At 42.1% G+C, this 20,730-nt stretch carries 22 protein-coding genes; 16 read left to right on the forward strand and 6 right to left on the reverse strand.

What is annotated here, in order from left to right; all coding sequences use genetic code 11:
- Window positions 1-515: 515 nt before the first annotated feature.
- Window positions 516-2,315 carry a hypothetical protein gene (locus tag OQ279_RS13705; RefSeq protein WP_266070536.1) on the forward strand — a complete coding sequence of 600 codons (1,800 nt, stop codon included), beginning with the start codon at window positions 516-518 and terminating at the stop codon, window positions 2,313-2,315.
- 74 nt (window positions 2,316-2,389) lie between these two features.
- On the opposite strand, the gene OQ279_RS13710 is transcribed toward OQ279_RS13705, so the two are convergent.
- Window positions 2,390-3,178 (reverse strand): TlpA family protein disulfide reductase, encoded by a 789-nt coding sequence (locus OQ279_RS13710; RefSeq protein ID WP_266070537.1) that lies wholly within the window; start codon window positions 3,176-3,178, stop codon window positions 2,390-2,392.
- Between the two features lie 331 nt (window positions 3,179-3,509).
- On the opposite strand from OQ279_RS13710, the gene OQ279_RS13715 reads away from it, so the two are divergent.
- The 8 genes from OQ279_RS13715 (at window position 3,510) to OQ279_RS13750 (ending at window position 10,239) form a co-directional block, all read left to right on the forward strand.
- Window positions 3,510-4,145: a Crp/Fnr family transcriptional regulator gene (locus OQ279_RS13715; protein WP_266070538.1), complete on the forward strand. Its 636-nt coding sequence runs from the start codon at window positions 3,510-3,512 to the stop codon at window positions 4,143-4,145.
- 63 nt (window positions 4,146-4,208) lie between these two features.
- The gene (locus tag OQ279_RS13720) at window positions 4,209-5,006 is read left to right on the forward strand and encodes a sulfite exporter TauE/SafE family protein (RefSeq protein ID WP_266070541.1); all 798 of its coding nucleotides are present in this window, start codon (window positions 4,209-4,211) and stop codon (window positions 5,004-5,006) included.
- A gap of 57 nt (window positions 5,007-5,063) precedes the next feature.
- Window positions 5,064-6,365, forward strand: coding sequence for a cytochrome ubiquinol oxidase subunit I (locus OQ279_RS13725; RefSeq protein WP_266070543.1), 1,302 nt, complete (start codon window positions 5,064-5,066; stop codon window positions 6,363-6,365).
- Between the two features lie 2 nt (window positions 6,366-6,367).
- Complete coding sequence (locus OQ279_RS13730; protein ID WP_266070545.1) at window positions 6,368-7,408, forward strand: cytochrome d ubiquinol oxidase subunit II; 1,041 nt, start codon at window positions 6,368-6,370, stop codon at window positions 7,406-7,408.
- A 73-nt stretch (window positions 7,409-7,481) separates the two neighbouring features.
- Window positions 7,482-7,946: a methyltransferase family protein gene (locus OQ279_RS13735; RefSeq protein ID WP_266070547.1), complete on the forward strand. Its 465-nt coding sequence runs from the start codon at window positions 7,482-7,484 to the stop codon at window positions 7,944-7,946.
- 6 nt (window positions 7,947-7,952) lie between these two features.
- A complete protein-coding gene (locus OQ279_RS13740; RefSeq protein WP_266070549.1) occupies window positions 7,953-9,026 on the forward strand; it encodes an MBL fold metallo-hydrolase in 1,074 nt (357 codons plus the stop codon).
- Window positions 8,998-9,615, forward strand: a complete 618-nt coding sequence (locus OQ279_RS13745; protein WP_266070551.1) for a class I SAM-dependent methyltransferase — start codon at window positions 8,998-9,000, stop codon at window positions 9,613-9,615. The genes OQ279_RS13740 and OQ279_RS13745 overlap by 29 nt, the downstream gene beginning before the upstream one ends.
- Window positions 9,616-9,627: 12 nt before the next feature.
- Complete coding sequence (locus tag OQ279_RS13750; protein ID WP_266070553.1) at window positions 9,628-10,239, forward strand: class I SAM-dependent methyltransferase; 612 nt, start codon at window positions 9,628-9,630, stop codon at window positions 10,237-10,239.
- 57 nt (window positions 10,240-10,296) lie between these two features.
- Here OQ279_RS13750 and OQ279_RS13755 read toward each other — a convergent pair whose 3' ends face one another.
- The 5 genes from OQ279_RS13755 to OQ279_RS13775 all read right to left on the reverse strand — a co-directional run bounded on the left by OQ279_RS13755 (window position 10,297) and on the right by OQ279_RS13775 (window position 14,286).
- Window positions 10,297-12,360, reverse strand: coding sequence for a protein-disulfide reductase DsbD family protein (locus OQ279_RS13755; protein ID WP_266070555.1), 2,064 nt, complete (start codon window positions 12,358-12,360; stop codon window positions 10,297-10,299).
- Between the two features lie 50 nt (window positions 12,361-12,410).
- Complete coding sequence (locus OQ279_RS13760) at window positions 12,411-13,004, reverse strand: TlpA family protein disulfide reductase (protein ID WP_266070556.1); 594 nt, start codon at window positions 13,002-13,004, stop codon at window positions 12,411-12,413.
- Window positions 13,005-13,027: 23 nt separating this feature from the next.
- Window positions 13,028-13,447, reverse strand: coding sequence for a sulfur reduction protein DsrE (locus OQ279_RS13765; protein WP_266070558.1), 420 nt, complete (start codon window positions 13,445-13,447; stop codon window positions 13,028-13,030).
- Complete coding sequence (locus OQ279_RS13770) at window positions 13,428-13,850, reverse strand: DoxX family protein (RefSeq protein ID WP_266070560.1); 423 nt, start codon at window positions 13,848-13,850, stop codon at window positions 13,428-13,430. The genes OQ279_RS13765 and OQ279_RS13770 overlap by 20 nt, the downstream gene beginning before the upstream one ends.
- 88 nt (window positions 13,851-13,938) lie before the next feature.
- Window positions 13,939-14,286, reverse strand: a complete 348-nt coding sequence (locus tag OQ279_RS13775; RefSeq protein WP_266070562.1) for a hypothetical protein — start codon at window positions 14,284-14,286, stop codon at window positions 13,939-13,941.
- 131 nt (window positions 14,287-14,417) lie between these two features.
- Here OQ279_RS13775 and OQ279_RS13780 point away from each other — a divergent pair, with 131 nt between their 5' ends.
- The 7 genes from OQ279_RS13780 (at window position 14,418) to OQ279_RS13810 (ending at window position 20,725) form a co-directional block, all read left to right on the forward strand.
- Window positions 14,418-14,732 (forward strand): hypothetical protein, encoded by a 315-nt coding sequence (locus OQ279_RS13780; protein ID WP_266070564.1) that lies wholly within the window; start codon window positions 14,418-14,420, stop codon window positions 14,730-14,732.
- 2 nt (window positions 14,733-14,734) lie between these two features.
- The gene (locus tag OQ279_RS13785; RefSeq protein ID WP_266070567.1) at window positions 14,735-15,223 is read left to right on the forward strand and encodes a DUF2231 domain-containing protein; all 489 of its coding nucleotides are present in this window, start codon (window positions 14,735-14,737) and stop codon (window positions 15,221-15,223) included.
- 129 nt (window positions 15,224-15,352) lie between these two features.
- Window positions 15,353-16,690, forward strand: a complete 1,338-nt coding sequence (locus OQ279_RS13790) for an MBL fold metallo-hydrolase (protein ID WP_266070569.1) — start codon at window positions 15,353-15,355, stop codon at window positions 16,688-16,690.
- 9 nt (window positions 16,691-16,699) lie between these two features.
- Window positions 16,700-17,056 carry a DUF3703 domain-containing protein gene (locus OQ279_RS13795; protein WP_266070571.1) on the forward strand — a complete coding sequence of 119 codons (357 nt, stop codon included), beginning with the start codon at window positions 16,700-16,702 and terminating at the stop codon, window positions 17,054-17,056.
- Between the two features lie 131 nt (window positions 17,057-17,187).
- Window positions 17,188-17,673, forward strand: a complete 486-nt coding sequence (locus OQ279_RS13800) for an acyl-CoA carboxylase biotin carboxyl carrier protein subunit (protein ID WP_266070572.1) — start codon at window positions 17,188-17,190, stop codon at window positions 17,671-17,673.
- A 49-nt stretch (window positions 17,674-17,722) separates the two neighbouring features.
- Window positions 17,723-19,165, forward strand: coding sequence for an acetyl-CoA carboxylase biotin carboxylase subunit (gene accC, locus OQ279_RS13805; protein ID WP_266070573.1), 1,443 nt, complete (start codon window positions 17,723-17,725; stop codon window positions 19,163-19,165).
- Between the two features lie 18 nt (window positions 19,166-19,183).
- The gene (locus OQ279_RS13810; RefSeq protein WP_266070574.1) at window positions 19,184-20,725 is read left to right on the forward strand and encodes an acyl-CoA carboxylase subunit beta; all 1,542 of its coding nucleotides are present in this window, start codon (window positions 19,184-19,186) and stop codon (window positions 20,723-20,725) included.
- Window positions 20,726-20,730 lie beyond the last annotated feature (5 nt).

The following is a 20,730-nucleotide window of genomic DNA, read 5'->3' on the forward strand; positions in this document are numbered from 1 at the left end:
TGAACTGTGTGATACACATTCAAAGAGACTTGATTGGCATCTCCTTTACCTGTTCTAAAAAATGGAATATTTAATTCTTCTTGAGGAGGTTCATTTAAGAATAAATAACCAAATGGTACGTGAACTTTTTGAGTAAAATCTTCGAGCTGTTTAATTGTAGGATATTTATTTCCTTTTATCCATTCTTCAACCTTTGGATTTTAGAAAAAAAATCCTCGAGCTTAAAACCTGCTCTGGTTATAGCCCACTCAATTAAATTGGAATTAATATTTTCTATTCGGTTTAACACGGGTCAAATATAGATATTTTTACATTCTTGCATCCATTGCCTACAATATACAATACCAATACAAAATATTCAATAACAGATATTCACTATTCAATCGTAAATATTCAATACACTATATTCAACTCGTCTGTTGATTAAGGGCTAACAGGTGAAACATGATTACAATCATGTTTTGGCTGTGATGGATTCTGCATCTTTGGGGTTTTGCCTCTAAAACCCTTAATAAATGACATATAATTTAACGCCCCACCGGTTCCATATTCCGGTAATGGGCCTGGCTTTTACCATAGACACGCCTATAAAGGTTGCCCACTATGGTATTACCTCTGCATTGTCTATCATTGAAGACAATCTCATTGAGATGATGAGAAAGCATTATTACCAGGAAAACAATGAGATCTATGTGCCCATTGAAAAGCACGAGGAAAATTACCGCGTGCGACGCATCACCGACTATCTTAACCTGGTCAACCGAAATGTGCAATCTAAATTCGAAAAACTCAAAGCCTCGGCTTTTGAAAAGGGATCAGAAATTGTGAAGTATTTTGAGATGCTGCCCGAAGAAAGTGGCCTCAAAGAAAAATACGAGCAGTTTTTACAATCTCATGGCGAAGCCAAAGCAGAGCTGGAAAGTTTTCTTCGGAAGCATATTAGTCCCGGTGGGATTGAAGTGAACATCATGACCAAAGTAGATAAGAACAACACCGGAAAAAACGGAGAGATCCTTCCCGATGGTTCTGACGCTTTGGGAGCACTAAAAGCTTATGCCGAAAGTGAACTCGAAAATTCAGCCGTGATTTTTTCTGCCGGGATGAATCCGAGATTGTTCAACTACCTCGAAAACTTCAGGGAATTTGATGCTTCGGCATGGGGCAGGTTCAAAAAGAAAGTGATCATCAAGGTGAGCGATTACCGTTCGGCACTTATCCAGGGAAAGTACCTTGCCAAAAAGGGCATTTGGGTGAGCGAATTCAGGATTGAATCGGGATTGAATTGTGGCGGACATGCTTTTGCCACCCAGGGATATTTACTGGGACCAATTCTGGAAGAATTCCGAAGTAAAAAAGAAGAACTGGAACAGGCACTTTTCAGCCTTTACAATCCGGCAATACAGGCCAGGGGAGAAGCAGGTTTTGACAAGCCACACCCTGTTAATATTACGGTACAGGGCGGAATTGGAACTGCAGCCGAGCAACAATTGCTTTACGGATATTACGGGGTTAACGGCACCGGCTGGGGAACACCCTTTTTGCTGTGCCCCGAAGCTACAACTGTAGATGCGAATACCCTTGAACTGCTGCGGAAAAGTAAGGAAAATGATGTGGTACTTAGCAAAGCCTCACCGCTGGGAGTGCGCTTCAATTACCTGAAGAATACCAGTGCCAATGTAGAGAGACAGCAAAGAATTGACCGCAGGAAACCCGGAAGCCCCTGTACCGAAAAGTACCTGGTTTCAAATACCGAATTTACCAAAGAACCTATATGTACGGCTTCGAGAAAATACCAGAAGCTAAAGCTGGAACAGCTGGAAAAAGCAGGTTTGCCTGAAGAAGAATACCAATTGCAGGTAGACGATTTGCTTAGCAAAGAATGTCTTTGCATTGGCCTAAGTAGTTCTGCCGGAATTAATTATAAGGTTCCTATTGTAGAAAAGCTTGATGCCGTGACTATTTGCCCCGGGCCAAACATTGTAAATTACAGTAAACAAGCAAGCTTGCAGGAGATGAGCGATCACATTTATGGTAGGCAGGAGCTGCCTGTAGATCCTCAACGGCCACATATGTTTGTAAAAGAACTTCAGCTTTACGTGGAGTATCTAAAAGAGGAAATCAAGAACACTTTTAATCCTGTGCCCAGAGATATTAAGGGCTGGACGGGCTTCTGTAATAATTTGCTCGAAGGAGTTTCTCATTACAGAAAACTTGCTCAACAGGAGCTTATTAAAAAGAAAGAAGCTTTTGAAAAAGGCCTGGATAGATGGGAAGCAGCAGTGCTCGAAATCAAAGCCGGCCTGGAAAGCAGGTAAGTATATTACCCTCCAAAAATGTCATTTTTGGAGGGTGTTTTTTGTCCCCGGTTCTAATCACAAACAATTAGCCCTTATCCTTTATTCATAGATTTTAGGGCTGCGATCATTTCGGGAGCAGTGTTCACCACTTTTTTAATCTTTCCTGAAGGCTCAACAATAATGTGGGTAGGATAAATTGAAAACCCCAAAGTATCTTCAATAAATGCCTTTTGTTGAGGTACAACAGCGTATTTGAATTCCCTTTCAGCAAGGAATTTTTGCAATTCGGCTTTGGTATCTAAGGAAAGACTTAGAAAAACCACATCTTCATTTTCTCGGTATTCTTCGACCAGTTGGTTGAGCTGCGGCATTTCTTCTATACAGGGTTTGCAGTTAAGAAACCAGGTCTTTACCGCCAGGGTTTTGCCTAAAAGTGCCTCTTTTGAATACGTTTTCCCATCGAGAGCAGTGAGTTTAAAATCGGGAAATTGCTGGCCTTCCATCATAAAATGTTTGTACTCGCGGTAACTGTCGGCCGAGATGGTGTAGCTTATATCCCCATCAGATTCTTTTGTGAGCTTAAACAGCTGATATTGATCTCGCGCTGCATTTGATTTCTTTTCTATGGCGATAAATTCCCCTGTCAAAAGGGCTTCAAAAAATGCCTTTTTTGAGATGCTGTCACCATCTTCCCCCAGCGGAAGAAAATCTGAAGACAAATCTATATTGGTTTTGTGATATCGCCACCATTTAGCCTGATCGGCATGCAGGGAAGAGAACAGAAGATCCATTTCGGTGACTTTTTCCTTTTCCTGGCAGGAGAGCAGCAGGAAGGAGATCATGATAAACAGAAGTCGGGATACAGAAGAAAAACCTTTCAAAATTTACCTTTTTAGTTCGGCTTAAAGATAAGGAATCTTCAAACAGGGTAAAGAACTGATGTTTGCAGTTTTTCGGGGATCTTAACTTCGGAAAAAGCCGAAAAACAGGAGAGCTACGGTTCAGAAATAACGATCAGTTGCCGTGCAATTAGGTGGTTTGTACCTCCCAAAAATCTGAAATATTTATTTTACTTATTTCAGAATTCCTTCCGAAGTAATAGGGGCGATACTTAGATAGAATTTTGTAAACAAAACATCCTCCGGAAACTAAGGGATTTGTAGGGCAAAAATGTGTGAAATACCCTAAATTTACCAAAGCAAACGCACAGCTATGCTCGAAGAAGAACTTAGAGACGCCTACCATTTTATATTTGAGGAAGAACTGCTGCAGGAAATGCTGAAGTTTGGGAGCCTTAAAGAAGTAAAATCGGGCGGGATCATTATTGATATTGGAGATTACGTAAAGCAGATGCCGTTATTGCTTGAAGGCGCAATTAAGATTTTGCGGGAAGACAAAGATGGCGATGAACTTTTACTGTACTTTTTGGAACGTGGCGATACCTGTGCCATGACCCTTTCGTGTTGCCTGGGGCAGACAAAAAGTGAAATACGGGCCGTTGCCGAAAAGGACACGAGCCTGGTGATGATTCCCATAGAAAAAATGGAAGAATGGACCTCCCGGTTTAAGAGCTGGCGGAATTTTGTCTTTGAAAGTTACCACAGCCGGTTGACCGAGATGCTCGATACCATTGATACCATTGCGTTTCTTCATATGGATGAGCGCCTTATGAAATACCTGCAGGACAAGGCCAAGATCAATAAAACCGAACAGATACAGGTGACGCACCAGGAGATTGCTTATGACCTTCACACCTCGAGGGTGGTAGTTTCACGCCTTCTTAAAAAACTTGAACTGGATGGGAAAATTGGGCTGCAACGCAACAGTATTATGGTTCATGATCTTTAAGTGTGACCTTTGTTACAGACTCTGCAGCTATGAAAAGCTAATTTTGGGCTGAAAATTTTCATAATGGGTATAACAGAAATTCTCGGGTATTTTGGAGCTTTAATAATTGGAGTGGTGCTGGGCCTTATTGGCGGTGGTGGTTCAATTTTAACTGTACCTGTGTTGGTATACCTGCTTTCTATAAATCCTGTGACGGCAACGGCATACTCGCTGTTTGTGGTGGGCGCAACTTCTTTGTTTGGATCTATCAGGAACTTTCAAAAGAAAAGAGTAGATCTTAAAACTGCTGTAGTTTTTTCCATTCCCGCTTTTATAGCTGTTTACCTTACAAGAAAATTTCTCATACCTGCCATACCCCAAACGATCATTACGATTGGAGACCTCACTGTCACCAAGAATATTGGGATCATGTTGTTCTTTGCGCTTATTATGATGATAGCTTCGGTTTCTATGATTTTGGAGCCTTCAGAAAAAGATGCCAAACCAAAACAGGTGAAGTATAACTATTTGTTCATCACCCTGGAAGGAGCGATTGTGGGAGTGCTTACAGGAATTGTGGGTGCCGGTGGCGGATTTTTGATCATTCCTGCATTGGTGCTTATGGCCAAACTGCCTATGAAGAGGGCTGTTGCCACGTCGCTGGTGATCATTGCCGTAAAATCTTTGATAGGGTTTATTGGAGATATTCAAAATCTCGAAATCAACTGGGGCTTTCTTCTTGTTTTTACTGTGATTTCTATTGCAGGGATCTATGTAGGGATTTGGCTCAATAAGTTTATTGATGGAAAAAAGCTGAAGAAAGGATTTGGCTGGTTTGTGCTGGTGATGGGGCTGTATATTTTTTGGAAAGAAATTTTTTAAAGGATCCCCGAAAATGACATTTTCCGGGAACTTTTGTTTAATATAAATTCACGGTTAATGGAAAATCTTGATTTTGCACGTTTGCAGATGGCCTTCACCCTCGGGTTTCATATCATCTTTGCCTGTATAGGGATGGTAATGCCTTTTTTTATGGTCGTCTCCCATAAGAAATGGCTCAACACCCGGAATCCGTTATATTTAGAACTGACCAAAGCCTGGCAGAAAGGCGTGGCTATTTTCTTTGTTACAGGAGCAGTTTCAGGAACGGCGCTTTCTTTTGAACTTGGAATGCTGTGGCCGGAATTTATGAAACATGCCGGGCCTATTATAGGAATGCCTTTCTCGCTTGAAGGGGCAGCTTTTTTTGTAGAAGCCATTGCCCTGGGTTTCTATCTCTATGGGTGGAACAAACTACCTGAGAAATTCCATTGGTTTACGGGCATCATTATCGGGATATCGGGGGTTGCATCAGGAATTTTGGTGGTATCGGCCAATGGCTGGATGAATGCGCCCACAGGATTTGATTATGTGAATGGTGAATATATCAATATAGATCCGGTGCAGGCGTTACTGAATCCGGCGTGGTTCACCCAGGCCCTGCATATGACCTTAGCGGCTTTTGTAGCAACCAGTTTTGCCGTGGCAGGAGTACATGCTTTTCAGGTCTACCGCAATAAAAGGCCAGAACTTCACAAAAAAGCTTTTAAGATTGCTGTGGTGTTTGGTGCTGTAGCTGCTTTTCTACAGCCTTTGAGCGGAGATCTTTCAGCAAAAGATATAGCAGAACGGCAGCCGGTGAAATTAGCTGCCATGGAAGCTCATTACGAAACTGATACCAATGTGCCGCTTTATATTGGAGGAATTGTAGATGAAGAACAGCAAACAGTCTCTCATAAAATAGAAATTCCGGGGGCGCTTTCGTTTTTGGCTTTTGGCGATTTTGATGCCGAGGTGGTGGGGCTAAAGGATTTTCCGGAAGACGAGCTCCCGCCGGTGGCCGTGGTGCATTACGCTTTCCAGGTCATGGTGGGAATTGGAACCCTGCTTATGATAGCCGGATTGCTCTATTTTATTAGCCTGAAGTACAAATCGCTTTTAAAGCGGAAATGGTACTGGCTGCTTTTTGTTTTCCTGGCACCTTTAGGTTTTATAGCGGTAGAAGCAGGCTGGGTGGTGACCGAAGTGGGCCGGCAACCCTGGGTCATCTATGGCTTTATGAAAACCAGTGAAGCTGTGACCCCAATGCCAGGAATGGAATTCAGTTTTTACATGTATGTGGTAGTATACCTTGTTCTTGCCCTCACCGTTACCTGGTTAATGAGAAGACAAATCAAAGTTCTTAATGCTGTAAAAGATTAATTATGCTGTATGTTGTCCTTTTCTTCCTGTTGTTTTCCCTGTTGCTTTACGTGTTGCTTGGGGGTGCAGATTTTGGCGCAGGGATAGTAGAATTATTTTCTTCCCCACGAAATAAAAGAACCACCCGTGATACCATTTACAGGGTCATGGGGCCCGTTTGGGAAGCCAATCACATCTGGCTCATTATCCTGTTAGTGATCTTATGGGTTGCATTTCCTGCTTACTTTAATGTGATCGTGATCTATTTGCACGTGCCTTTTGTGCTGGTGCTGCTGGGTATTACCATGAGAGGGGTGGCGTTTATATTCCGTCATTACGATGCCATTGTAGACGAATCTCAGGTGTGGTACAACTGGATGTTTAGAATTTCCAGCCTTATTACACCGGTTTTTCTGGGAATGTCTTTTGGAGCTTTAATAGGCGGAAAGATCATTCTTGCTGAAGATTTCTCCAGTTACAGCTTTTATGATCTTTACATGCTACCCTGGTTCAATGTATTCACCTTGCTTGTTGGGCTCTTTTATGCTGCCCTCTGTGCTTTTCTTGCCTCCACATTGTTGATTGGAGAAACTGAGGGAGAGGTGAGAAAAATCTTCAGCCGCAAATCGGCTTATTTTACTATTGCCCTGGTTTTACTGGGCTTTATTTTGATCATTTACGGCTATGTGCAGGAGGTGCTGTTTATTCAGGATTTCATTCATAATCCTGTTTCTTTGGGTGCCGTTGGTATGTCGGCCCTCTTATTGATACCGCTATGGAGAGCCATCAAAAGGCAGAACAGGATCGCCAGCAGGTATCTTGCAGGCTTACAGGTGGTTTTCGTGTTATTCGCTGCCCTTTATGCCCATTTTCCCTATATCATTATTACTGCGGGGAAGGAATTAAGTTTACTGGAGGGGCTGCCTCCTCACAGCGTGATCCAAAATCTCGGTGTGATGTTGTTGATTGGAGGAGGGGTAATTCTCCCCGGACTTTTCCATTTAATGAAATCTTTCGGGATGATCAAGATTTTTAGAACAGGAGAAGATGAAGTTGGACAATAGATACTGGAATTTAATTTTTCTCTTGTTACCTTCCGGAAGATGAGCAAACCGAATTAAAATATTATTCAGAAGTATGGCTGTCCCACAAAAAGATAAAATTCTTGTCGCACTTCAAATTTTGCTGTTGCTCGTATGGATCATACCTGTAGAAGCATGGAATTTTGAATTGTCAGAAAACCTTCAAGGCCTGGGCTTAGCTGGTGCTGTGGTGGGTTTTGTACTGGTGTTGGTTGCTTTTTTTCAGATGAAAACCAGTCTATCTCCTTTTCCCAGCCCCCGTAAATCTGCAAAACTCGTTACAGGTAGCGCCTTTGCCTTTGCGCGACATCCCATTTATTCAGGTGTGATTTTTATGGCTTTAGGGCTTTCGGTGTGGTTTGGCTCGGGTTATAAGTTGGTAATCAGTTTACTGTTGTATATTTTCTTCTATTTAAAAAGCAGGTATGAAGAAAAGCTGCTTTTAAAGGTCTTTCCTGAATATGCCATGTACAGGAGGAATACCGGGAGATTTTTTCCTAAATTTAAAGGAAGAATTTGATTAGCTATGATGAAGAGATTTGGAAAAACTCCGACGGGGCATCGCCTGCAGCGGATAAAAAACTCCCGGCACTACCGGGAAGGCAGTTTTAAGAATGTTGAGGTAACTTCGGTAAATCCGGATGATGCTTCAATGTTCACCATCCTCAAAAAGATGATTTTGCGACCTTCTTCTGTAAAACCTGCAGGAGAGTTGCCACATTTAAAAACCGACCTTAAAAATCTCGATCCCGAAAAGCCACAGCTCGTGTGGTTTGGGCATTCTTCTTACTTGCTTCAAATTAATGGCTATACTGTGCTGGTAGATCCGGTTTTTAGCGGCAATGCTTCCCCTTTTCGCTTCTTCGGAAAAGCTTTTGAGGGCGCAGATGCTTTTAATGCTGAAGATATGCCGAAAATAGACCTGCTTATTATTACTCATGATCATTACGATCATTTAGATTACCCTAGTATAAAAAAATTGGAGCCAAAGATCGGGAGGATTGTAACCTCTTTGGGCGTAGGAGAACACCTGGAAAACTGGGGTGTCAAAAATGGCAAAATTGATGAGCTTGATTGGTGGGAGTCAAAGGAGATACAGACTGATGTTCGGGTTAGTGCCACCCCATCCAGGCATTTTTCAGGCCGCGGTATTAAGCGGGCCCAAACCTTGTGGTCTTCTTTTGTGCTTGAGATCTTCGGTTTAAAAATTTTTATTGGCGGAGATTCGGGATATGACAGGAGTTTTAAGAAAATAGGAGAAAAACATGGCCCCTTTGATCTTGCGTTGCTGGAATGTGGACAGTACGGCGAATACTGGCCCCAAATACATATGTTCCCGGAGCAAACCGTACAGGCAGCACTAGACCTGCAGGCAAAAACAGTGGTTCCCGTGCATTGGGGAAAATTTGTGCTTTCTTACCATCCATGGAATGAGCCGATACAAAGGTTTGTAACAGCGGCAAAAAAGGCAAACCTCAACTTCATTTCTCCACGAAATGGAGAACCTGTAGATTTTACTTCAGTTTACCAACAGGAAGCCTGGTGGCTATTTGATAATAAAGATGAAAAATATGAACGAGAGTCAGCAACATTGGGATAAGGTATATTCAGAAAAAGCACCAACCGAGGTGAGTTGGTATGAGCCTATGCCACAAATATCCCTTGAGCTTATAAGAAGCTGCGGAATTTCTAAAGACGCAGCAATAATAGATATTGGGGGAGGAGATAGCTTCCTTGCCGAATTTCTGGTTTCTTTAGGATATACAGATGTGACAGTAGTAGATATCTCTTCAAAAGCTATAGAGCGGGCAAAAGAGCGGATGTGCGAAAAAGCCGATGAAGTAAAATGGATCATTGTCGATGCTTCCAAGTTTGAACCGGAAAGGAATTACGACCTGTGGCACGATAGGGCTGCGTTTCATTTTCTTACCGGTGATGATCAAAAAAAGGATTATTTGGAAAGGGTACAAAAGGCAGTAAAACCCGGTGGTTATGTTATTATGGGAACTTTTTCGGATAAAGGACCCGAAAAGTGCAGCGGACTTGCAGTACAGAGATATTCTGTGAATGACATATGCCAATTCTTTGAGAAGGAATTCAGCATGTTGAACGGAAAGAATGTAGATCATCAAACACCTTCAGGCGGAACACAAAATTTTACTTTTTGCAGTTTTCAGAAGAAAAAATAAATTAGAAAAGAGATGAAAGAATTTTGGAACGATAGGTACAATAGTGAAGAATACATATATGGAGAGGTGCCTAATGAATATTTTCACTCGCGGTTTACTCAGTTCGATCCCGGGGAAATATTATTTGCTGCTGAAGGAGAAGGCAGAAATGCCGTTTTCGCAGCTAAATGTGACTGGAAAGTAACTGCTTTTGATATAAGTGCAGAAGCCAAAAAGAAAGCTGAAAAACTTGCTAAGAAACATGAGGTCGGGTTGGATTACCGGGTGGGGGAACTGCCAGACCTGGGGTTTGAAAAAGGGGATTTTGATGCCGTAAGTTTGGTTTATGCTCATTTTCCTGTAGAAGTTAGAAAAAATTATCACGAGTTATTGATCTCTTATTTGCGAAGGGACGGGTTGATATTCTTTGAAGGCTTCAGCAAAAAGCATAAGATCTATCAGGAGAAAAATCCGGCAGTTGGAGGTCCAAAAGATGAAGCTTTATTATTTTCTATGGAGGAGATAAAACAGGATTTTGGAAGTCTCAAATTCCTGGAATTGTATGAAACCGAAGTAGATTTAAAAGAAGGGAATGGGCATGACGGCCTGGGAGCAGTGATACGCTTTGTAGCCCAGAAGAAGTAATTATAACCCGCAGTAAAATCGACTCAACTGCGGGTATTTAATTTTTAAAAAGTGATCTTAATTTCCTGCCTGCCCTAAAAATGGAGGTTCCGAATTGTCTAAGCTTTCTTCATATTTGGCTTTTCCGGCATCCAGAAACTCTACGAATTCCTGTACGTCAAGATCATATGCTCTTGGAGGAGAAAGTAACTCTTCATTGTCTCCAACCAGGGTGTAGTAAGGCTGCGCGTTGGCATTAAGCTTCTGGATCATGAAATCCATGTTCTGTTTGCCAATGGTCTTTTTTATTTTATTATCGTAAACAGAAGTGTACCATTCTTCCCTGGGGAGTTCTGTTTTTTCATCCACATACATGGCGACCACTATGTAATCTTCTTTTAACCTTTTCAAGACTGCAGGATCACTCCATACAGCGGCTTCCATTTCCCGACAATTCACACAGCCGTGGCCGGTAAAGTCTATAAAAATGGGTTTATTTTGCTTTTTTGAGCAGGCAAGCGCCTGTTCGTAATCAAAATATCCTTTGATGCCATGGGGCAGTTCGAGGAAATCGTCGTACTTCGGCTGTTCACATTCTGCGGCAAGTGCGTCCTGTTCCGAAGATACATCTGTATTCAGGAGTTGAAAATCATGGGTACTCATTGGCGGTAGGTAACCTGCGAGTGCTTTTAAAGGTGCACCAAAGAGTCCGGGGATAAGATAGACCACAAAACTAAACACCAAGATTGCGCTGAGCAATCGTGATATAGAAGTGCTTTCAGATTTCTGTTCATGTGGAAAAATGATCTTTCCTAAAAGATAAAATCCGAGCAGAGTGAAAATTACGATCCACAGGGCCAAATAAATTTCCCGGTCAAGGAGGTTCCAGTGATAAACCTGGTCTACCATACTAAGAAATTTAAGCGCGAGCGCGAGTTCCAGAAACCCTAGAACAACCTTTACAGTATTGAGCCAGCCGCCACTTTTAGGCAGGGAACTAAGCCATCCCGGGAAGATCGCAAAGAGCGTGAATGGAATTGCAAAGGCAGTAGAAAAACCTAACATTCCTATTAAAGGTTTAATTGCCTGTCCACTGGCGGCTTCCAGTAAAATAGTTCCTGCGATGGGACCTGTACAGCTAAAGCCAACAAGTACAAGTGTAAAAGCCATAAAAAATATACCTGATAAACCACCTTTATTGGCCTGCGTGTCAATATTATTCACCAGTTTATTCGGCAATCTTATTTCAAACAATCCAAAGAAGGAGAGAGCGAATAATACAAAAATCGCAAAGAACAAAAGATTGGGAAGCCAGTGTGTGCTTAAAAAATTAGCAAAACCAGCTCCAAATATTAAAGCGAAAACCGTTCCTACGAGGGTATATATAGCTATGATTGAAACACCATAGATAACCGCATTCAAAATTCCCCTTGAGCGGCTACCGCTGGATTTTGTAAAGAATGTAACGGTCATGGGGATCATGGGAAAAACACAGGGAGTAAGCAAGGCTGCCAGTCCTGCACCAAATGAGATGAGGAAGAAGGTCATTAATCCCATCCATCCTTTTTCTTCTTCCACAGGCTCGAAGGTGTTGGTAAACGGCTCCAATTCTGTAAGAGGTGGTTGACTTGAAGTGTTAGAAGGATTTACAGTATTTGCTGCTGCACCTGCTTTTTCCCCTGAAAGGTCAATAGAGAACTCCGATTCGTAGGGAATACATTGTCCGGTCACATCTGAACAGATCTGGTAGGTAACACTTCCCGAGATCACCGGTTTTTCCCCAATGAGTTTGATCTTATGCTCAAAAATCGCTTTTTCGATAAAGTAGGTAACATCTCCTTCCCAGATTTCTTCATATTTTTCTTTGGGCTCTACCGGTATGATCTCTCCCAAAAGTTCAAATTTTTCGGAAGGATCAAAATTGAATTCTGTAAGCATTGGCCCCAGGTTGGGATCAAAATCACTAGAGTACATGTACCAGTCCTGAGGTATATCGGCAGTAAATGTTATGATAACCTCATCTCCCGGTACAGCATCATTATTATCTGCCTTTACCTGCCATTCCGGTGCTTCCTGCACCTGTGCTACGTGAGGAAGAAATGAGAATAATGCCAGCAGGAGGCTCAAAAATTTTGTTTTCATGAATTCTTTTTGATTAAAGGAAAGGCTACCGGGTTAGGGTAGCCATTTCTCTATTGAAGCTCGGTTAGAAACTGTTTGAAATCTTTTGTGTCAAAATCCCCCATTCCAAGATGGGTAAGTGCAAGATTACCATCGGCATCTATCACATAGGTAGTGGGAATACTGCGGGTAGAATACATTTGGGGTATTGGTCCTGCAGCTTTATAGATCTCAAAACCGTAACCTTTTCTATCCTTAAACTTTTTAGCTTTCTCAAAGTTTTGATCTACAGAGAGCATTATAAATTCGACATTGTCGTCTTTCACATCCTGGTAAAGCTTATTAATTCCTGGCATCTCAGCGATACAGGGAGGACACCAGGTGGCCCAGAAGTTTAGAAAAATAACTTTTCCGCGAAACTGCTCCATATTAACTTTTTCACCTTTGGAATTGACCAGGTTAAGGTCCAGGACTGCACCTTTGGCCGGAGTTACCGCAGCTATATCAGCTTTTTCTTCAATTTTTGGGTCCATAATTCCGGTGGCTAAAATTCCACGTTGCAGAAATCCAAACACCTCTGTGTGCAGGCCGGTGACAAAAAGGCCAATCAGGACTGCTCCTATAATTCCGTATTCTATTAAATTCTTTTTCAGTTTCTTATTCATGATAAATTCGTTTTTTGTTGATATTATAATTCAATACTTAAATAACCCTTCTTTTGTAATTCAAAGTTGTAGAGAATACCGTTTTCTACCACATTTAAGCTCTGGTGCAGTTTTTCGCGATCCACTCCAAACTTTTTCAGGGAGAAACCACATGCATTTATGGTAACATTTGCCTGCCCGGCCTGCGAGATGAAATCCTTCATCATTTCTTCATTGGTGAGGTTTTGAACAGCCTTACCACAAACTACTACCTGGAAATCTCCAAAATGATGTCCGTCTTGTTTAGCAAGTTCCTGTGCCGCCAAAAGAATAGGTTTTAACTGGGGGACTTTTCTGGTAAGAACTACGTAATTCGTGTTTTCTGAAGGCTGTGTTTGCGCCTGAGTATTAACTGTAAATAATGCGAACATGATTAATATGCTGCTATAAAATATCTTTTTCATGATTTGTATTTTGAGGTTTATCGAAATCGTTTAATATGAAGAAAACAAGCCCGCCCATAATAGCGATGTTTTTAAATAAAGGGCCAAGGGTCGTGATCTGTCCTACCTGAATGGTCAGAGTAATCGGAATAAGAACGGCAAGTAAAACTACTGCTGCCCATCGGGTCCTGAACCCAATTAATAAACTTATTCCTGCCAGGAGCATCACAATTCCGGAGGCGATCACCATTACACGCGGTTCTCCAAAAAAATAGGCTATACCTTTAAAACTGGCCTGCTCTATTCGTTGCAGCGTTTTTTCCACTTTGAATAAATGGCTTGAACTCGCTACAAGAAATATCCCGCTTAACATCATTCGGAAAATTTGTACCGAACGACGGCTCACTAAGGTTGTAGTGGTCATTGTAGTAATTAATAAAATGAATGTATAATGGCTGTGATAATCTGCAGAGAGCCAGATTTTCAGCCGGAATAATTTTCAGGAATTGAAATTAAACCCTGGGGGGCGGATAGAATTTGTTCCGGGAAATAGAAAAAATCCCCGGCGCCCGGTAACTGTGTTTTTTGAAGTTGTCGTGGGTAACAATATTGACCTCCTCGTCCGGCTTAAAGTCAAAAGCCACCTGGCATAGGTAGTCAAATTCAAAATGAGATTCTAAATCTGCCTGTGCAAATTCATCTGGAGAATCCTTGTCCAGTTGCTGTTTAGGACACATTTTATTTACCAGGGTAACTTCAGAAGCATTTAAAATGATCCCTAAGAGTTTTGCATCTATTGAGACCATCTTTCCAAAGAAAAGAAGGACCAAAAATGCCGCTATGTAGTTTTTAAAACCCATGAGGAGCAAAAGTAATAATTGATCTGAAAAATATGTGTCACATTTGTTACATAAGTTTCATAGGGTTTTGGGAAGAACAGCATTTTAGGTAAATTAGAGGTTCGAAACAACCGTAAACTAAATTAAAACTTATGAAAACCAAATTTGTCAATTCTCTGTTATTTTCTGCAATTTTCTTGTTTTTTGCCTGTGGTGAAAGCACAGATGTAGTGGAATCGGGAACTTACCAGGGAACAATTCAGGAAGTAGAACCCTCAAAGACAGAGATCTATGTTGAAACTGATGAGAACCAAATCCTCGAACTCTATTTTAGCGATAGTACAAGCCTTACCCGTGATGGGAACAGCGTTGAATTCTCTACTTTGAAAGAGGGCATGAAAGTGGAAGTTGAGGTAGAAAAAGAAGGGAAAAGACTTAATCCATTGGCGGTTAGGGTCCTCGAATAAATATGGAAGAAATACCCGATTTTTGGCGGACAGAGGTTTTTCATCCTCTGTCTGTCCATTTCCCCATCGCCTTGCTGGTGGTGGCTTTCTTGTTTAAGGTAATAGCGTTAAGATACTCCCGCGACCTATGGGAGCGGGGAGGAACTGTTTTACTTATTGCCGGGGTTATTACAGTGTGGATCGCTATTTTTACCGGAGACCTTGCAGATGGTATAGTTTCAAGAAAAATTTGTGATCCTACTGTTTTAAAAGATCATGAAAATATGGCCTGGACTACTGCCTGGCTTTTTACTGCTGGCCTGGGAGTAGATCTTTTAAGGCAGCTTAAATATCCTATTTTTAATAATATATTATTCAGAATAATCCTGATCCTCTTGCTGGCTACCGGCACCGGTACCCTTACTTATACCGGACACCTTGGTGCTACTTTGGTTTATCAACAGGCTGCAGGGGTTTATGTTCCCTCAGGCAACTGTGCTGAATTTGAATAGAATAACAGCTGTAAATTTCGAAAAATATCTTCTGTAACCCTTGTTACGTATCATCCTGCCAAAAAAGGGTATTTTTGTCCTGGCTTTTTATGGGGTATACCCGTAGCTGAAGAATTTAAAATATACATCATGAAAATCAAACAATTTAAAGATAGTCCCCTTGCACACTACTCCTATGCCATAGTAAGTGATGGGAAGATGGCGTTGGTTGATCCCAGTAGAAATCCTTTACAGTATTATCGATATGCTGAAGAGGAAAATGCACAAATTGTGGCAGTTTTTGAAACCCACCCCCATGCCGATTTTGTTAGTAGTCATTGCCAGATCCACGAACAAACAGGTGCTACTATTTATGTAAGTAAACTTCTTGGTGCCGATTATGAACATAAAGCTTTTGATGAAGGAGAGTCGCTTCAAATGGGGCAGGTAACTTTTAAAGCAATAAATACCCCGGGACATTCCCCCGATAGTATCACTATTGTTGCTGAAGCTAATGAGAAAACTGCTTTATTTACTGGTGATACCTTGTTTATAGGTGATGTTGGCAGGCCCGATCTTAGGGAAAAAGTGGGAAACATGACTGCGAAAAGGGTAGAGCTTGCAAAGGCCATGTACCACACTATTCAAAACAAATACAATGATCTGCCGGGCGAGGCATTGGTTTATCCCGCTCATGGCGCAGGATCGCTCTGCGGAAAGAATATGAGCACAGATTCCAGCAGTACCCTTGAAAACGAACGTAAGTACAACTGGGCATTTCAGGAGCAAACAGAAGAAAAGTTCGTGGAAACCATTTTGCAGGATCAGCCATTTATTCCGCATTACTTCGGATTTAATGTAGATGTAAACAAAACCGGAGCCGAAAATGTACAGCAGACAAAGGCCGCTGTTAAGCTTCAGCTTTTGGTAGATAAAGTGGAAGAAGGGATCACTGTTGTTGATGTACGCGATGCCGACACCTTTAAAAAAGGGCATTTACCGAACAGCATTAATATTATGGCCCGTAGTGAAAATGACAAGTTTGAAACCTGGCTGGGGGCTATCGTTAAACCGGAAGAACCTTTTTACCTTGTGGTAGACAGCGTTGAACAGGTAGGCGAAATCCTGGAGCGAACTGCTAAAATAGGCTATGAAAAGCAGGTGAGAGGCGTGGTAAGCCTTTCACGTAATTTATTGGAAAGTTCAGATAGTTTCGATTTGGAAGATTTCAAAAATAATCAGGAAAAATACAACATTGTAGATATCCGGAATGATAGTGAGGTAGCCCAGGGAAAGATCTTTAAAAGTGCTATTAGCATTCCTCTTAATGAACTAAGGGAGCGTTCTAATGAAATTCCTGCAGATAAGCCTATAGTAGTGCACTGTGCCGGTGGGTATAGATCTTCGGCAGGGAGCAGTATTATTGAGAACCATTTTCCGAAGACCAGGGTTTTTGACCTAAGTGAAGACATTAAGAAATTCAGTTAATCTTCAAAGATGAAGTTTTATACTAAAATTCCGAAGCGGATTAAATATTTCTACCTGCGCGAACTTGTTCAGTATAAACAGGCTTTGCGGCAGGGGGATTTTATCCATGCATGGCACCATCTTGAGCGGGCGCATATCATTGGGCAGGCTTATCCCTGGGAACATTCTTATGCACATTGGCTTATGCTAAAGTTTGGTATAGGTATAAAAGATGCTAAAGAAGTACTGGGACAATTGCCCCGGCTGCTTATTGGAGGTGTAAAATCTTTTGTGGGTAAAATTCCTTTGGGAAATACGGGAGGAGCTAATGTCCCCCCTTTACAGCCCATGCCAGTGCCACAGGATATTCAGGAACTTTTCAGGTAATGAGGCTTGAAATATTGAGTGGAAAAAGTCACCTTTGTGTGGCTTTTTTTTTTGCCTATAATTCAAAATTTCCTAAAATTCCCGGATTATTATTTTTTATATTTACCAAAAAGCGCATAAAAAACGCATAAATGGAAGAAAAATATAAAGTAAAGGTAAACGGGAGCATGGAATTCGAGTTTACCCGGGAACAAATAGAAGCTCTTGATCTACAGGAGAATAATGACGGGCCTGGCCACGTGCTCCACAACCATCGATCATTCACAACCGGTCTTCAAAAATCCGATTTTTTAGATCGTTCTTACACTGTCAAAGTCAATTCTTCACCCTACGAGGTGAAAATTTTCAATGAACTCGATCTGCTCATTGAAGATATGGGATTGAGCCTGGCCGCCGCACAGGTAATCAATGATATTAAAGCACCTATGCCCGGAATGATCCTGGATGTACAGGTAAAGGCAGGGGATGAGGTAAAGGAAGGAGATTACCTTTTAGTTCTTGAAGCTATGAAAATGGAAAATACCCTGACTGCGCCACGCGACGGAGTGGTAAAAACAGTTACGGTCGAAAAAGGGCAAACGGTAGATAAAAACCAGTTGCTTATTGAAATGGAGTAAAACATAAGTTCCGGTTTTCAAGCACCAATTTCCAAATTAAAAAATCAGAATGAAAAAGATACTTATAGCCAATAGGGGCGAAATTGCCCTTAGAATTATGAAGACGGCCCGAAAAATGGGAATAAAAACTGTCGCAGTATTCTCTACGGTTGACCGTAACGCACCTCACGTAAAATTTGCAGATGAGGCAGTATGTATAGGGGAAGCTTCTTCAAATGAATCTTACCTGCGTGGGGATAAAATTATTGAAGTCGCAAAAGATCTTGGGGTTGACGGGATCCATCCCGGCTACGGCTTTTTAAGTGAGAATGCCGGTTTTGCCGAAAAAGTGGAGCAAAATGACCTTACATGGATTGGCCCGGGTTCTAAAGCAATCAGGGTTATGGGCAGCAAACTGGCTGCAAAAGATGCCGTAAAAGATTACGGTATTCCCATGGTTCCGGGTATCGATAAAGCCATCACAGACCCCGAAAAAGCCAAAAAAATTGCCGCTGAAATTGGATTTCCAATCTTGATCAAAGCTTCGGCCGGAGGTGGCGGAAAAGGTATGCGCGTGGTGGAGGAAGAGAAAGATCTTGAAGACCAGATGAAGCGGGCAATAAGTGAGGCAGAATCGGCTTTTGGAGATGGTTCTGTTTTTATTGAGAAATATGTGGGTAGTCCGCGGCACATCGAGATACAGATCCTCTCCGATACTCATGGAAATTTTCTGCACCTGTTTGAACGCGAATGCAGTATTCAAAGACGCCATCAAAAAGTGGTAGAGGAAGCTCCTTCAGTTATCCTTGATGAAGATTTGCGTCAAAAAATGGGAGAAGCTGCAGTCAAAGTGGCTAAAGCCTGTGATTATGTAGGTGCGGGGACAGTAGAATTCCTCATGGATGAGAACAGAAATTTTTATTTCCTGGAAATGAATACCCGCCTGCAGGTAGAACATCCTGTAACCGAATTGATCACCGGGATAGATCTGGTTGAGCAGCAAATTAAGATTGCCCGGGGAGAAGCTTTGGCTTTTTCCCAACAGGATCTAAAAATTTCGGGTCATGCTTTAGAGCTGCGGGTCTATGCTGAAGATCCGCTCGAAGATTTCATGCCCAGTGTGGGGGTGCTCGAGAAATACAAGACCCCGTCTGGAGAGGGAGTGAGGCTTGATGATGGTTTTGAAGAAGGTATGGAAGTGCCTATTTATTACGATCCTATGCTGGCAAAACTTATTACCTACGGAAAGACCCGTGAGGAAGCTATTGAGCGAATGCTTCAGGCGATAAACAACTATGAAGTAAGAGGAGTGAGTACTACGCTTCCCTTCGGAAAATTTGTGTTTGAGCACGAAGCCTTCCGAAGTGGAAATTTTGATACTCATTTTGTAAAGAAATATTATTCCGCAGAAAAGCTGGAATCCCAGACCCGTAACGAAGCCGAATTGGCTGCATTAGTTGCATTAAAACAGTATTTACAGGACAGGGAGAAATTGAGATTACCCAACAAGTAAAACCAGAAGCAGAATTTTATGAGCGACAATACAAAAAAGCTGGAAGAGAAAATGGCCGAAGCTCTTAAGGGCGGTGGCGAGAAAAGAATAGCAAAACAACATGAACAAAAGAAACTTACAGCCCGTGAGCGTGTAGATTATTTACTTGATGAAGGTTCCTTTGAAGAAATTGGTATCCTGGTAACACATCGTACTACCGATTTTGGGATGGAGGAGCAGCAGTATTACGGCGACGGGGTGGTGACCGGTTACGGAACTATAAACGGCAGGCTTGTCTATGTTTTTGCACAGGATTTTACCGTGTTTGGAGGGTCCCTGTCTGAAACCCACGCCGAAAAGATCTGTAAAGTTATGGACCACGCGATGAAAGTGGGGGCTCCTGTTATTGGCCTTAACGATTCCGGTGGGGCGAGGATTCAGGAAGGTGTGAAATCTTTGGGAGGTTATGCAGATATCTTTTACAGAAACGTACAGGCTTCAGGAGTTATTCCGCAAATTTCGGCAATTATGGGTCCCTGTGCTGGCGGTGCAGTTTATTCCCCTGCCATGACCGATTTTACGCTGATGGTTCAGGATACCAGTTATATGTTCGTTACCGGGCCCAATGTGGTGAAGACGGTAACCAATGAAGAAGTGACTTCCGAAGAATTGGGAGGCGCGAGTACGCATTCTACTAAAAGCGGGGTGACACACCGTACTGCGGCAAATGATATTAGCTGTTTGGAAGACATAAAAAAGCTGCTGAGTTATATGCCTCAAAATAATAAGGATTGCCCTGAAAAACTGCCTTATGAATTTGGTGATGAGGTGCGTGAAGAGCTCGAATCTATAGTGCCCGATAGCTCGAATAAGCCTTATGATATGCATGAGGTGATTCAGGGAATAATAGATGAAAATACCTTTTTTGAGATCCATAAAGATTATGCCGACAATATCATTGTGGGCTTTGCAAGACTGGGAGGCAGGAGCATTGGGATTGTTGCCAATCAGCCAATGAGCCTTGCTGGTGTCCTGGATGTGGAGTCTTCCAGGAAAGCGGCGAGGTTTACACGTTTCTGCGACTGCTTTAATATTCCTTTACTCGTTCTTGTTGATGTGCCGGGCTTCCTGCCGGGAACAGACCAGGAGTGGAACGGGATCATTCTTCACGGCGCAAAACTGCTTTACGCTTTAAGTGAGGCTACTGTTCCAAGAGTAACTGTAATTACCCGAAAAGCCTACGGTGGCGCTTATGATGTGATGAACTCCAAGCATATTGGGGCCGATCTTAATTTTGCCTGGCCTACCGCCGAAATTGCCGTGATGGGCGCAAAAGGTGCCAGTGAGATCATCTTTAGAAAAGAGATTAAAGCTGCGGAAGACCCCGAACTAAAACTTTCAGAAAAAGAAAAGGAATATGCAGAGAAATTTGCAAATCCTTTTAAAGCGGCTCAACGCGGATTTATTGATGAAGTTATCAAGCCAAAAGACACGCGTAGAAAATTACTGAAGGCTTTTAGTATGCTCGAAAATAAGGAAGTGCTGCGCATAGACCGTAAACATGGCAATATCCCGCTCTAGTTTTT

Origin of the sequence: Salinimicrobium profundisediminis (assembly GCF_026241755.1) — a bacterium.
GTDB lineage: Bacteria > Bacteroidota > Bacteroidia > Flavobacteriales > Flavobacteriaceae > Salinimicrobium > Salinimicrobium profundisediminis.